The 13,389-nt window shown below is 52.2% G+C and carries 13 protein-coding genes and 4 tRNA genes; 2 read left to right on the forward strand and 15 right to left on the reverse strand.

Going from position 1 to position 13,389, the window contains the following annotated elements; translation table 11 throughout:
* The first annotated feature begins 286 nt into the window (after window positions 1-286).
* Window positions 287-1,237 carry a cyclopropane-fatty-acyl-phospholipid synthase family protein gene (locus CPA59_RS17215; protein WP_038919946.1) on the forward strand — a complete coding sequence of 317 codons (951 nt, stop codon included), beginning with the start codon at window positions 287-289 and terminating at the stop codon, window positions 1,235-1,237.
* Window positions 1,238-1,313: 76 nt separating this feature from the next.
* Here CPA59_RS17215 and rplS read toward each other — a convergent pair whose 3' ends face one another.
* The 5 genes from rplS to ffh form a co-directional block, all read right to left on the reverse strand.
* The gene (rplS, locus tag CPA59_RS17220; protein WP_022634545.1) at window positions 1,314-1,661 is read right to left on the reverse strand and encodes a 50S ribosomal protein L19; all 348 of its coding nucleotides are present in this window, start codon (window positions 1,659-1,661) and stop codon (window positions 1,314-1,316) included.
* A 63-nt stretch (window positions 1,662-1,724) separates the two neighbouring features.
* Window positions 1,725-2,480, reverse strand: coding sequence for a tRNA (guanosine(37)-N1)-methyltransferase TrmD (gene trmD, locus CPA59_RS17225; RefSeq protein ID WP_038919947.1), 756 nt, complete (start codon window positions 2,478-2,480; stop codon window positions 1,725-1,727).
* A 38-nt stretch (window positions 2,481-2,518) separates the two neighbouring features.
* Window positions 2,519-3,067 (reverse strand): ribosome maturation factor RimM, encoded by a 549-nt coding sequence (gene rimM, locus CPA59_RS17230; protein WP_033570517.1) that lies wholly within the window; start codon window positions 3,065-3,067, stop codon window positions 2,519-2,521.
* A gap of 18 nt (window positions 3,068-3,085) precedes the next feature.
* On the reverse strand, window positions 3,086-3,334 hold the full coding sequence (rpsP, locus tag CPA59_RS17235; RefSeq protein ID WP_012768742.1) for a 30S ribosomal protein S16: 249 nt from the start codon (window positions 3,332-3,334) through the stop codon (window positions 3,086-3,088).
* A 159-nt stretch (window positions 3,335-3,493) separates the two neighbouring features.
* A complete protein-coding gene (ffh, locus tag CPA59_RS17240; RefSeq protein WP_038919949.1) occupies window positions 3,494-4,855 on the reverse strand; it encodes a signal recognition particle protein in 1,362 nt (453 codons plus the stop codon).
* 172 nt (window positions 4,856-5,027) lie between these two features.
* Between ffh and CPA59_RS17245 the strand changes: the two genes are divergently transcribed.
* Window positions 5,028-5,822: an inner membrane protein YpjD gene (locus CPA59_RS17245; protein WP_038666514.1), complete on the forward strand. Its 795-nt coding sequence runs from the start codon at window positions 5,028-5,030 to the stop codon at window positions 5,820-5,822.
* Between the two features lie 81 nt (window positions 5,823-5,903).
* Here the strand turns inward: CPA59_RS17245 and luxS are convergent, their stop codons facing one another.
* The 10 genes from luxS to alaS all read right to left on the reverse strand — a co-directional run bounded on the left by luxS (window position 5,904) and on the right by alaS (window position 13,314).
* Window positions 5,904-6,419: an S-ribosylhomocysteine lyase gene (luxS, locus tag CPA59_RS17250; protein ID WP_013319092.1), complete on the reverse strand. Its 516-nt coding sequence runs from the start codon at window positions 6,417-6,419 to the stop codon at window positions 5,904-5,906.
* 185 nt (window positions 6,420-6,604) lie between these two features.
* A complete protein-coding gene (gene gshA / locus CPA59_RS17255) occupies window positions 6,605-8,158 on the reverse strand; it encodes a glutamate--cysteine ligase (protein WP_100850006.1) in 1,554 nt (517 codons plus the stop codon).
* An 80-nt stretch (window positions 8,159-8,238) separates the two neighbouring features.
* Window positions 8,239-8,667, reverse strand: a complete 429-nt coding sequence (locus CPA59_RS17260; RefSeq protein WP_107760197.1) for a YqaA family protein — start codon at window positions 8,665-8,667, stop codon at window positions 8,239-8,241.
* On the reverse strand, window positions 8,664-9,230 hold the full coding sequence (yqaB, locus tag CPA59_RS17265) for a fructose-1-phosphate/6-phosphogluconate phosphatase (RefSeq protein WP_038919951.1): 567 nt from the start codon (window positions 9,228-9,230) through the stop codon (window positions 8,664-8,666). Before yqaB ends, CPA59_RS17260 begins: the two co-directional genes overlap by 4 nt.
* A 180-nt stretch (window positions 9,231-9,410) precedes the next feature.
* A tRNA-Arg gene (locus CPA59_RS17270) sits at window positions 9,411-9,487 on the reverse strand.
* Window positions 9,488-9,544: 57 nt separating this feature from the next.
* Window positions 9,545-9,621 (reverse strand) — tRNA-Arg (locus tag CPA59_RS17275).
* A gap of 76 nt (window positions 9,622-9,697) precedes the next feature.
* Window positions 9,698-9,774 (reverse strand) — tRNA-Arg (locus tag CPA59_RS17280).
* 7 nt (window positions 9,775-9,781) lie between these two features.
* Window positions 9,782-9,874 (reverse strand) — tRNA-Ser (locus CPA59_RS17285).
* 305 nt (window positions 9,875-10,179) lie between these two features.
* Window positions 10,180-10,365 (reverse strand): carbon storage regulator CsrA, encoded by a 186-nt coding sequence (csrA, locus tag CPA59_RS17290; RefSeq protein ID WP_005972168.1) that lies wholly within the window; start codon window positions 10,363-10,365, stop codon window positions 10,180-10,182.
* 321 nt (window positions 10,366-10,686) lie between these two features.
* Window positions 10,687-13,314 (reverse strand): alanine--tRNA ligase, encoded by a 2,628-nt coding sequence (alaS, locus tag CPA59_RS17295; protein ID WP_107760199.1) that lies wholly within the window; start codon window positions 13,312-13,314, stop codon window positions 10,687-10,689.
* Window positions 13,315-13,389 lie beyond the last annotated feature (75 nt).

The following is a 13,389-nucleotide window of genomic DNA, read 5'->3' on the forward strand; positions in this document are numbered from 1 at the left end:
GGCATCCATCATACTCACGCTCGCCAGCCATTTCAGGCACGCCCATCGGCAGTCGGTCTGAGTATCCAGCCTGTTTTGTTACCTGCTGAGATGGCTTTCGGATAAATCATCTACCGTTGGTGATAAATCAAACTTATAATAACCCAACTAAATCATAACAATCCGCAACAAACCACTGGTGCCAAATGGAATTGAACGCACACATTCGTTTTGCATTGCCATCATTGCCCTGGTCAGACATTCACCTCATCTATCCACGCAATAAGCTGGCAAACAGGACTTCATTATGAAAAGTACGTCATCGCATTCCGGACAAGGACAACTACTGTCTCATCACCCAAGTTCACCTGATGATCATTACGCTACTCTCGATGCTGTCAGATCAAGAATTCGCCAGGCCGGCGATCTCCCCGGAGCGACGGTGGAAGAGCAAATCGCGATTGCCGAAGAACTGGCGACATTCGACCTCGGGAAATTCCTTCTGGTACACCGGGGGTTGAATGCCTATTGGACCCACCACCTGGTCACTAATCCTTCCGCTTTCGCGACGCGGTCATCCTACAGTGATCTGGAAAAATTGATTTACGAGCGATTACCCGCCGTGCTTGCCACCCGTGAGCGGTTTGGTATTTTCCGCCAGCAGTTACAATCACGCCTACGCGACGGAATGGTATTTGCCTCTGTTCCCTGCGGGCTGATGGGAGATTTGCTGTTGCTGGATTACTCGCATCATCAAGATGTGCGGTTAATCGGCGTAGACCTGGATCTGCAGGCGCTGGAAGCCGCGAATTCGCTGGCTAAACAACAGCATTGCGACGATCGCATCACGTTGCTGCAGTGCGATGCCTGGTCATTACAATTGCCTGAGCCCGTGGATGTCCTGACCAGTAATGGGCTCAACGTTTATGAACACGATGATGAAAAAGTGACGGACCTCTATCGGGCATTTAATCAGGCACTAAAACCCGGGGGTACGCTGATCACCAGTTTTCTGACGCCGCCCCCGGTGCTATCGGCAGAATCGACCTGGCAGGTCACCGAGGAAGAGCAGCGCTTACTCCCCTTACAGCATTTGCTGTTCTCACGTATTCTGGAAGCCAGATGGACCGCATTCCGCACCTATGCTCAGACACAGCGCCAGTTGGAGCAAGCAGGATTCAGCGACATACATTTTATTGATGATCGCATGCGGATGTACCCTACCGTGATCGCCCGGAAAATGGAAAACGCCGCATAACGCAAGTAAGGCGCCAAAGAAAAAGGGGTGGCAAATGCCACCCCTTATCGCTTTCGGATGTTGCGAAAGCGTATGCTTAGTTAAGACGCTCTTTGATACGAGCAGACTTACCAGCACGCTCACGCAGGTAGTACAGTTTGGCTTTACGCACAGCACCACGGCGCTTAACGGTAATGCTGTCCACTACCGGAGAGTGCGTCTGGAATACGCGCTCTACGCCTTCGCCGTTGGAAATCTTGCGAACAGTGAATGCAGAGTGCAGACCGCGGTTACGAATTGCGATAACCACGCCCTCGAATGCCTGCAGACGTTTTTTGGAACCTTCAACGACCCATACCTTAACTTCCACGGAGTCACCCGGACGGAACGCAGGTACGTCTTGCTTCATCTGCTCTTGTTCAAGCTGCTTGATAATATTGCTCATAATATGTCTCTTACCCTAGGTAAACTGATATATGGGTTCGTCCGGCGCTGCCGCAACGGCCCCCTAATACTCATGTTGTTCGGACTGATATTCCTGTTGGAATTCAGCCAACAACGCTGCTTGCTCGTCAGTCAGAGCTAGGCTTTTCAGAAGTTCAGGTCTTCTAAGCCAGGTTCGGCCCAGCGACTGCTTCAAACGCCAGCGGCGTATTTCCGCATGGTTGCCCGACAGCAATACCGCCGGCACATCCATACCTTCCAACACTTCAGGCCGGGTATAGTGAGGACAATCCAGCAACCCATCGGCAAAAGAGTCTTCTTGTGCCGAAGCTTCATGACCCAGTACGCCGGGAATAAACCGGGCGACAGAATCAATCAACGTCATTGCTGGTAGTTCGCCACCACTGAGAACGTAATCGCCGATTGACCATTCTTCGTCAATTTCGGTTTTGATGACACGCTCATCAATGCCCTCGTACCTTCCACAAACCAGAATCATCTTCTGATGTGCGGCGAGTTGACGTACGCCTTGCTGATCCAGTTTGCGACCCTGCGGTGACAGATAAATCACCCGAGCCCCTTCGCCTGCCGCTGCTTTTGCTGCATGGATAGCATCCCGCAAGGGTTGCACCATCATCAGCATACCGGGACCGCCGCCGTAAGGGCGATCGTCCACCGTGCGATGCCGATCGTAAGTGAAGTCGCGAGGACTCCAGTACTGTACGCTCAGCAGGCCATTTTTAACTGCCCGGCCTGTGACTCCATAATCAGTAATGGCGCGGAACATCTCAGGAAACAGGCTAATTACCCCAATCCACATAGCGCCGTTCCACTCATTGACTGCAGACTCTACAGAGTTCAAAAACCAGGATCCCAGTCTACTTCAATACGATGCGTAGACAGGTCAACGTGCTTGATAACCTGTTCAGTCAGAAACGGAATCAACCGTTCCTTGACTCCGTAAGCATCTTTCAGATTAGCTCTTACCACCAGAACGTCATTAGAACCGGTTTCCATCATGTCGATGACTTTTCCCAGTTCATAGCCACCTACGGTGACGACGTCGCAGCCAATAAGATCTTTCCAGTAATAATCACCCTCACCCAGCTCAGGCAGTTGGGCAGAATCCACGACAATTTCGCAATTGGTCAGTAAATTCGCCGCATCCCGATCGTCAATATCTTTGATCTTGATGACCAGGTCCTGATTATGGTGCCGCCAGCTCTCGATTTCGATCGGTTGCCACAGCCCTTTATTCCGGATGAACCAGGGTTGATAATCAAAAATGCTTTCGGCGTCTTCGGTGGATGAAAATACCCTGAGCCAACCTTTGATGCCGTACGTCGACCCCATTTTCCCCAATGTAATCGGGTTGACCGGGGCTTTCGGGCTGAGTTGCTTGCTCATTACCACCACCGCAACAGATTACGCTGCTTTTTTCGCGTCTTTGATCAGCGCGGAAACGCGATCAGAAACGGTTGCGCCCTGACCAACCCAGTGCTCGATACGATCAAGATCCAGGCGCAGGCCTTCAGCTTTACCGGTAGCGATCGGGTTGAAGAAGCCTACGCGCTCAATGAAACGACCGTCGCGCGCATTGCGGCTATCGGTCACAACGACTTGATAGAACGGGCGTTTTTTAGCGCCGCCACGTGCCAAACGAATTGTTACCATAACATCCTCTTTAGTTAATAAAACAACCGGGCCCCATCGAGGAACGGGGCCCAGTGTCATATAAAAAGCCCGAAGATTTTACTCATTTTGGTGCAAAAAGCAATCTAAAACCATGCATTCACACCACCGACTTTTCTGTTGGGGTCACATTTCCCCGACTTAGCGGCCTGGAAAACCCGGCGGCATCATCCCTTTCATGCCGCGCATCATCTTGGCCAGGCCACCATTCTTCATCTTTTTCATCATGCGCTGCATATCATCAAACTGTTTCAGCAGTCGGTTGACATCCTGCACCTGCATGCCGGACCCCATCGCGATACGTCGCTTACGCGAACCTTTGATGATCTCCGGCTTGGCGCGCTCCTGTTGCGTCATGGAATTGATGATCGCCTCCATTCGCACCAATACCTTGTCATCCATCTGCGATTTCACGTTATCCGGAATCTGCCCCATACCCGGCAGCTTGCTCATCATGCTGGCCATACCGCCCATATTGCGCATCTGCTTTAGCTGATCCAGGAAATCGGTCAGATCAAACCCATCGCCTTTCTTCAGCTTTTTAGCCAGTTTCTCGGCCTGAGAACGGTCGACCTTGCTTTCCAGTTCCTCAATCAGCGAGAGCACATCGCCCATACCGAGAATGCGCGAAGCGATACGGTCCGGGTAGAACGGCTCCAGCGCGTCGGTTTTTTCGCCGACACCCAGGAATTTGATTGGTTTACCGGTAATATGGCGGATAGACAGCGCCGCACCGCCACGGGCATCACCATCAATCTTGGTCAGAATCACCCCGGTCAACGGCAGCGCCTCGTTAAAGGCTTTGGCGGTATTCGCCGCATCCTGACCGGTCATGGCGTCAACCACAAACAGCGTTTCCACCGGATTAATCGACGCATGCACCTGCTTGATTTCATCCATCATGGCATCATCGACATGCAGACGACCGGCGGTATCCACCAGCAGAACATCGTAGAATTTCAGTTTGGCGTGCTGCAGCGCACGGTTAACGATGTCGATAGGTTTTTCATGCGCTTCCGAGGGGAAGAAATCGACGCCGACGGTCTGCGCCAGCGTTTCCAACTGCTTGATCGCCGCCGGACGGTACACGTCCGCCGACACCACCAGCACTTTCTTCTTCTGTTTTTCACGCAGGAATTTGCCCAGCTTACCAACGCTGGTAGTTTTACCCGCCCCTTGCAGACCCGCCATCAGCACCACCGCCGGCGGCTGAGCAGCCAGATTGAGCGCCTGGTTGACCTCGCCCATGGCGGTCACCAGCTCGTTCTGAACAATCTTGACGAACTCTTGTCCCGGCGTCAGGCTCTTGTTGACTTCGTGACCAACCGCCTGCTCTTTTACACGGTTGATGAAGTCACGCACCACCGGCAACGCCACGTCCGCTTCCAGCAGCGCCATACGGACTTCACGCAGCGTATCCTTGATATTGTCTTCCGTCAGCCGCCCACGGCCGCTGATATTGCGCAGAGTGCGCGATAGTCGATCGGTTAAATTTTCAAACATATCTCATGCTCAATGTGAAACTGGCCGCTACCGCGACGCGAACAGCGGGGAGTATAACACGAAAGCCAGACCAATCTGCGTGCGCCGGCACGGATAACTGGTTGGTGGCGGTGGCGACTAAGGCTATACTGACCTTTCATTTTACTCAGTTGATAATGAATAACCTATCGTTATGTCTGTCTTCGCCATTGTAGCTTTAGCGGCCTATTTCCTCAGTCTGGGGCTGATTATTCCCAGTCTGGTGCGAAAAAACGGAACCTACCGCCGTCTGGCAGTGGTATCCGCTACGATCGCCCTGGTCTGCCATGCAGTGGCCTTGTATCAGCGTATTTTCGATGTCCAGGTTGGGCAAAACCTGAGTCTGTTGAACATCGGGTCCCTCATCAGCCTGATTATCTGTACGGTGATGACCATTGTGGCGTCACGTAATCGCGGCTGGTTTCTGCTGCCCATCGTCTATACCTTTGCGTTCATTAATCTGGCGTTCGCCAGTTTCATGCCGGGTGAGTTTATTACCCACCTCGAAGCGATGCCCGGTCTGATGGTGCACATCGGTCTGGCGCTGTTTGCCTACGCTACGCTGATGATTGCCGCGTTGTATGCGCTGCAACTGGCGTTGCTGGATTACATGCTGAAAACCAAGAAACTGGGATTTACCGCCGACATGCCGCCGCTGCTGGGCATCGAGCGCAAGATGTTCCACATTACCCAGATTGGCGTCATTCTGCTGACGCTGACGTTATGCACCGGCCTTATCTACATGAACGATTTGCTCAGCAACAAAGAGAACCTGCATAAGGCGCTGTTCTCCCTGCTGGCATGGTTTGTCTACATTCTGCTGCTCTGGGGGCACTATCACGAAGGCTGGCGTGGGCGCCGGGTAGTGTGGTTCAACCTGATCGGCGCACTGTTGCTGACGCTCTCCTACTTCGGCAGCCGGGTAATCCAGAACTTCCTGGCGCATTGACCGCTTCCGCGACTGACTTTATCCAGCACATAAAAAAAGAGAGCCGCGGCTCTCTTTTTGCTGCACATACGCTGAACGCAATCAGATGTGCAATTCCGCCAGTTTGTCTTTCGGCAATGCCAGATCGTCGTTTTTGTTGACGAGCACGTCGTGATCCAGAATGTGGCGTGCAATGTCCTGCGCTTCGGTCAGGGAATGCATTTCATAGGTGCCGCACTGATATTCGTTCAGTTCCGGAATCTTACGCTGATCGGTGACCTTAAGCACATCAGTCATGGCCGCTTTCCAGGCGTCAGCCACGCGCTGCTCTTCCGGCGTACCAATCAGGCTCATGTAGAAGCCGGTACGGCAACCCATAGGAGAGATATCGATGATTTCCACGCCATCGCCGTTAAGGTGATCGCGCATGAAACCAGCGAACAGGTGCTCCAGAGTATGGATACCGCGCTCCGGCATGATCTCCTGGTTAGGACGACAGAAACGCAGATCAAACACGGTAATCGTATCACCATGAGGGGTTGTCATGGTTTTGGCCACCCGAACGGCTGGCGCAGCCATACGAGTATGATCGACAGTAAAACTATCCAGTAATGGCATGTTGCCACCTCCTCATGAAAAATTTATTTCTCGTTTCCAGGAAACTTTTCTTACCGGTACCGGTCATAACAAATGAAAGACGCGCATTTATTATCATCATCCCTATTATCAGAGATGTTTCTTTGGCCACCCGATGACAATCGAGTGGCCTTTTCTTTTACCGGCTACGTCACCGGCTACCGGCGTTACTGTCTGGACAGATATGCATCAAAGCTCAGCGTATCTTCCGACTCCAGTTGACGCTGGTGCTGCCATGAACGCTCGCACTCCGAAGTAAACTGGGCTTCAGACAAAATCTCCAGCGGCTCCTGCAACAGTTGCTCGCGGTATTGTCCGGCTAGTTGAAGACCAACGCCGCCGCTGCCATTTTCCAGCATCATCGCCAGAATCCGTGCGGAGAACGTTTTGTCCGGGTCGTCGAACCCTTCCACCAGTTGGTCGCAGACCTGTCGATAGTACGGCTTAGCGTGTCCTTGATCCAACAATTCCGCAACACGCCGCAGATCCGCAAACAGCGAGCGCCCAACCTCAGCAATCGTCTGACGCGTCGTATCGCAGCCCATGCCTACCGTCTGCCCTGGCTTACGGCCTTCCAGAATCACCTGGTTCCAGTTTTTACGTGTGCAGAGCAGTTCCGCTTCGCTCATTTCCGGCGCATCCGCCAACGCGCACCAAATCAGGAACAGGTCGAGGAATCGAGCCTGTTCGGCGCTGACGCCGGTTGCCGAGAACGGATTAATGTCCAGCGAACGCACTTCGATATACTCGATCCCGCCGCGCAGCAGCGCATCGGAAGGCGACTCGCCCGGACGGGTGACGCGTTTAGGCCGGATCGGCGCATACAATTCGTTTTCAATCTGCAACACATTGGTATTCAGTTGCAGATAACTCCCCTCTTTTTTGAGACCAATCCCCGCATACTCTTCAGACGGCGTGTGAATCGCCTTTTTCAGCGCTGAAACATAGGTTTCCAGGCTGTTGAAGGTAATTCCAAGGTTGCTCTGCGATTTGTTGGTATAGCCCAAATCGCTTAAACGCAACGATGTAGCATACGGCAAATAGAGCATTCCTTTTTCCGAACGCTCAAACGGCAGGTGGGTTTCTTTGCCCTGCAGGAAAGAGGAGCAAATCGCCGGCGAGGCGCCAAACAGATACGGAATTACCCAGCCGAAACGGTAGTAATTGCGAATCAGTTGAAAATACCCGGCGGAAATCGCTTCCTTGCCGCTGATGGCGTCGGTAATGCCATCACGAGCCTGCCAGAATGCCAACGGCAGCGAAAAATTATAATGCACGCCGGAAATGGTCTGCATCAACGCGCCATACCGGTTTTTCAGTCCTTCACGATATAGCGTTTTGAAACGACCAATATTCGAGGAACCATACTGTGCCAGTTCAATATCCTGCCCTGCTTCAATAAAGCAAGGCATACTTAACGGCCACATGCGCTCATCACCCAGATGACGCGCCACATAACGATGAATATCACGCAAAAAGGCGAGAAGGTGATCAATATCCTTGTCAACCGGCGTAATGAATTCCAGCAATGCTTCAGCAAAATCCGTGGTAATCCAGGGGTGAGTCAGCGCCGCCCCCAGCTTCTCCGGATGTCCTGTTTTCGCCAGATGTCCATTTGCCATCACGCGCAGTGTTTCACGCTCAATACCACGCTGGATCCCTTTTATCGACTGAGGATGTTTTTCCAGCCAGGACAGCGCTTTTGATACGTCCGGGATCAAATTGACCTCCCGCTATGAAGATTTAGTCATGTTAATAAGAATAATGGATGGTATATGGGGACAACAATCGTGATTACAACTCACCCGGTTCCCATCGTCCATTTCAGCGTCACGCCGGCCACTACCAGATAGCGCAACGTTTTTCCGATAAAAATACATATTACGGAACTTGCCCAAGGCATCCTTAGCCACCCTGACAATACGCACAATATATCGCCGACTACCGGCACCCAGCTAAATAATAATGCTGCGGTGCCGTAACGCTGCAACCAGCGTCGGGCGGTATTCAATCCTTTTTGCGGCTTAAGTTCGGGTACCAGGCGCCCGACAACAATATTGGTGATCCCGCCCAAGGTATTACCAATGGAAGCGATAACAATCAGCAGCAATGGGCTGGTGCTGTGAGTTAACAACAACGAGACCAGTACGACTTCCGAACTGCCCGGCAACAGCGTCGCGCTCAGGAAACTGCTCCAGAACAGGGAAAAGGCCGCCCAAAACTCGCTCACAGCGTTCTTACGTCAATCACATCCATACCTGCACTGGCGGCAGCCTGAAGACCAAAATCGGCATCTTCAAACACGACGCAGTGCTCAGGGGCAACCTGGATTAATGTTGCGCAACGCAGGAAGGTATCCGGGAACGGTTTATGCCGCTGCACATCATCAGCACCGACCAGCGCAGAAAAATAATCCCGCAGGCCAAGATGGCGCAGCAGACGATCGGCCAAACCATGCGTACTCCCGGTGCCAACAGCCATCGGGCGACGGCCATGATACGCTTTGACGACGTCAATCAACGGCAGTGGCTGTACGGTGTCCATCAGCATGGTTTCGGTCAGGGACGCTTTCTCCGCCGCCAGCTTATGCGGATCAAGATCCGACTGATGCTGGTTGATAATCACTTCGGCAATACGCCAGGTCGGCGCGCCGTTCAGCGCTGTCATGGCATCATTGTCATAGCTCATACCATGCTTTGCCAGTACTTGTTGCCATGCACGGCAATGGGTTGGCTCCGTATCGAGGATGGTGCCATCCATGTCAAAGATGAGGCCCTGATAGCGATCGTACATCATGACTCCGTACCCACCGAAAAGAGACGATTACTTTAACGCAAAGTCAAAACATTGTCGCTTACTCAATAACCTTAGTAAAAACAGTGAAATAGATATATCAGACAGGAAAAATACCAGGAGATTCGATAAAAGAAAAACGATGACCTTGGAAGTAAGCCGGGATGGATTTGAAGAAGATGGTGCATCCGGGAGGATTCGAACCTCCGACCGCTCGGTTCGTAGCCGAGTACTCTATCCAGCTGAGCTACGGATGCATTTTAGAAATCTTTCTGACTATGATTTTACAACAAGAGGAAACAGCATCAGGAGAATGGTGCATCCGGGAGGATTCGAACCTCCGACCGCTCGGTTCGTAGCCGAGTACTCTATCCAGCTGAGCTACGGATGCATTTCAAGACTTACTGCAAACTTCTCTTAAATTGTATAACTGACAGTGCTTTTGTCAGGTAACGCGTCACATTAAATGGTGCATCCGGGAGGATTCGAACCTCCGACCGCTCGGTTCGTAGCCGAGTACTCTATCCAGCTGAGCTACGGATGCATCTTAATGGCGGTGAGGGAGGGATTCGAACCCTCGATGCAGCTTTTGACCGCATACTCCCTTAGCAGGGGAGCGCCTTCAGCCTCTCGGCCACCTCACCGTACCGACTGGCAATCACTGAATTTCGTTTTCATTCAGCGCTCACCTGTCTGCGTGGCGCACATATTACTTTCCCGGACTTATAAGTCAAACAATTTTTCCGATATCAGTTCCGTTTGAACACTTCGCACCCAACAAGAACAGATTAACGACAAAAAGCATGCTTTATCGCCAATAAAACAACCAGTTATTTGCATTCACAACTGCAAATGCCTGGGAGACTATTCATTGGCAAAAAAGGAAAATACAGGGAGCAAACAGAAACACGTGAACAACAGCGCCTCGCCAACACGAGACGCTATTCAATCAATAGGAGGTAGGCTGAGACTTCTCTGCCTGAATACGCTGGTAAATCTCTTCTCGGTGTACAGAGACTTCTTTCGGCGCGTTAACACCGATACGAACCTGATTGCCCTTTACTCCTAGTACGGTAACCGTAACCTCATCGCCGATCATGAGGGTTTCGCCAACTCGACGAGTTAAAATAAGCATTCTTTGCTCCTTGAAAGATTATAAAGAGTCAGGTCTCTCCGTTCTCCCGTCATTATCCATCATGGTTGGGGAAAACGTAAACCTGGATGACGAAAATGTCTCATCATCTCACTCATTGTCTGTTACTAATGTTCAGTTTAGTCGATATAAGACAGCTTGCGCTTTTTGTTATCACAACCAGACCTCACCTCATAGACCGTCTCTGGAGCCCCACAGACGACCTATGAACAGTCTTGTTTACGGCCATCCTTACCGCAAGCTAAAAACGCCAAAACCACTCATAGTCATGGCGTTTTTGCCGGGATAACACGTATTTAATATTTATAGCTTATCAACCACCCAGGCTTCAATGCTGGTCAACGCCGATGGCAACGCATCGACATCATTTCCGCCTGCTTGCGCCATATCCGGACGACCACCACCCTTACCGCCGACCTGGTTTGCCACAAAGCCAATCAACTCGCCCGCTTTAACGCGATCGGTCAATTCTTTGGTCACGCCGGCGATCAGGCTGACTTTGCCATCCGCCACCGTCGACAGCACAATCACCGCAGAACCCAACTGGTTCTTCAGATCATCGACCATCGTCCGCAACAGCTTGGGCTCAACATTGTTTAACTGCGTCACCAGCAGCTTCACGCCGTTGATATCTTTCGCCTTGCTGGACAGCGAAGAGCTCTCCTGCGCGGCTTGCTGCTCTTTCAACTGCTGCAATTCTTTTTCCAGCCCGCGGGTACGTTCCAGCAAAGAACGCACTTTGTCTGCCAGATTGTTGCTGTCGCCTTTCACCAGTTGCGTTACTTCATGCAGCAAATCATTCTGATGGTGCAGAGCGACAATTGCATTCTCGCCAGTAACCGCTTCAATACGGCGAATACCCGCAGCCGTACCCGATTCAGATACGATCCGGAACAAGCCGATATCACCGGTGCGGCGAGCATGGGTACCACCACACAGTTCGATGGAAAAATCCCCCATCGACAGCACGCGGACATTCTCTTCGTACTTTTCACCAAAGAGCGCCATCGCGCCTTTCGCTCTGGCCGCATCCAGCGCCATCACGTCCGTTTCTACCGGCAGATTACGACGAATCTGGGTATTGACGATATCTTCCACCTGACGAATCTGCTCTGGTTTCATCGCTTCCGGATGAGAGAAGTCAAAACGCAGGTAGCTGTCATTGACCAGCGAACCTTTCTGCGCAACATGTTCGCCCAATACCTGACGCAAGGCCGCATGCAGCAAGTGGGTCGCTGAGTGGTTCAGACGAATACGGTCACGGCGGACATGATCCACCACGGCATCCACCTTGTCGTTCACCCGCAGAGAGCCCTGAGTCAGTTTGCCGATATGGCCGATAGCCTGACCATATTTCTGGGCATCAGTGACAGAGAAGCGGGCCGTCGCCGACGTCAAATCACCCTGATCGCCAACCTGACCGCCGGATTCACCGTAGAACGGGGTTTCGCTCAGAACCACGACCGCCTCGTCGCCCGCCTGGATTTCCTGCACGGACTCGCCCTGACGATAAATCGCCACAACCTTCGACTGCTGTTCAGTACGTTCGTAACCGCAGAACGTTGTAGACTCATCCACACGGATCAGACTGTTGTAATCGGCGCCGAAGCCGCTGGCGTCGCGCGCGCGCTGACGTTGCGCTTCCATTGCACGTTCAAAACCCGCCTCATCCACCTTCAGATTACGCTCACGGCAAACATCCGCGGTCAAATCGACCGGGAAGCCATAAGTGTCATAAAGACGGAAAGCCGCTTCGCCGCTCAGGGTATCGCCCTTAAGCTGTTTGATTTCCTCGTCCAGCAGCAACAACCCGCGCTCCAGCGTACGGGCAAACTGCTCTTCTTCATTCTTAAGCGCCTGTTCCACCAGGCTCTGCTGGCGTTTAAGCTCTTCAGCAGCTGGCCCCATCACCTTAATCAGGGTACCAACCAGCTTATAGAAGAAGGTCTCCTTCGCACCCAGCATATTACCGTGGCGGATAGCACGACGAATGATTCGACGCAGCACATAGCCGCGGTTTTCATTCGACGGCATGACGCCATCGGCAATCAGGAATGCACAGGAACGAATGTGGTCGGCAATAACGCGCAGCGACTTGTTGTTCAGATCATCGGTTCCCACCACGCTGGCAGCTTCCGCGATCAGTGTCTTGAACAGATCGATCTCGTAGTTGGAATTCACATGCTGCAGGACGGCGGAAACACGCTCCAGTCCCATACCGGTATCAACCGATGGTTTCGGCAACGGCAGCATGGTGCCATCGGCCTGACGGTTGAACTGCATGAATACCAGGTTCCAGATCTCGATATAGCGATCGCCATCTTCTTCCGGGCTTCCCGGCGGTCCACCCCAGATGTGATCGCCATGATCGTAGAAAATTTCAGAACAAGGGCCGCAAGGACCGGTATCGCCCATCTGCCAGAAGTTATCCGACGCGTACGGCGCGCCTTTGTTGTCGCCGATGCGGATAATGCGCTCGCGAGGTACGCCAACCTCATTCGCCCAAATGTCATAGGCTTCATCATCAGTGGCGTAAACCGTAACCCACAGTTTTTCCTTGGGCAGACCAAACCACTGCGGGCTGGTCAACAGTTCCCAGGCATAAGTGATGGCGTCGCGTTTGAAATAATCACCGAAGCTGAAGTTACCCAGCATTTCGAAGAAGGTATGGTGACGCGCAGTGTAACCCACGTTTTCCAGATCGTTATGCTTGCCGCCGGCGCGCACGCAACGCTGAGAGGTTGTGGCTCGCACATAATTACGTTTGTCCAACCCCAGGAAAACATCCTTGAACTGGTTCATCCCGGCATTGGTAAACAGCAACGTAGGATCATTGTTTGGCACCAGAGAACTACTGGCGACAACCTGATGTCCTTTACTATGGAAAAAGTCGAGAAACGCTTGACGGATCTCAGCGGTGCTCTTGCTCATAATTGTCCTGAAATCAAGCTAAAAGAACAGTCGCGGGCAAGGTAGATGCAGCATGCTGATGTGACCGAGCCAAAC

The organism is Dickeya sp. Secpp 1600 (assembly GCF_003049805.1).
Taxonomy (GTDB): domain Bacteria; phylum Pseudomonadota; class Gammaproteobacteria; order Enterobacterales; family Enterobacteriaceae; genus Dickeya; species Dickeya fangzhongdai.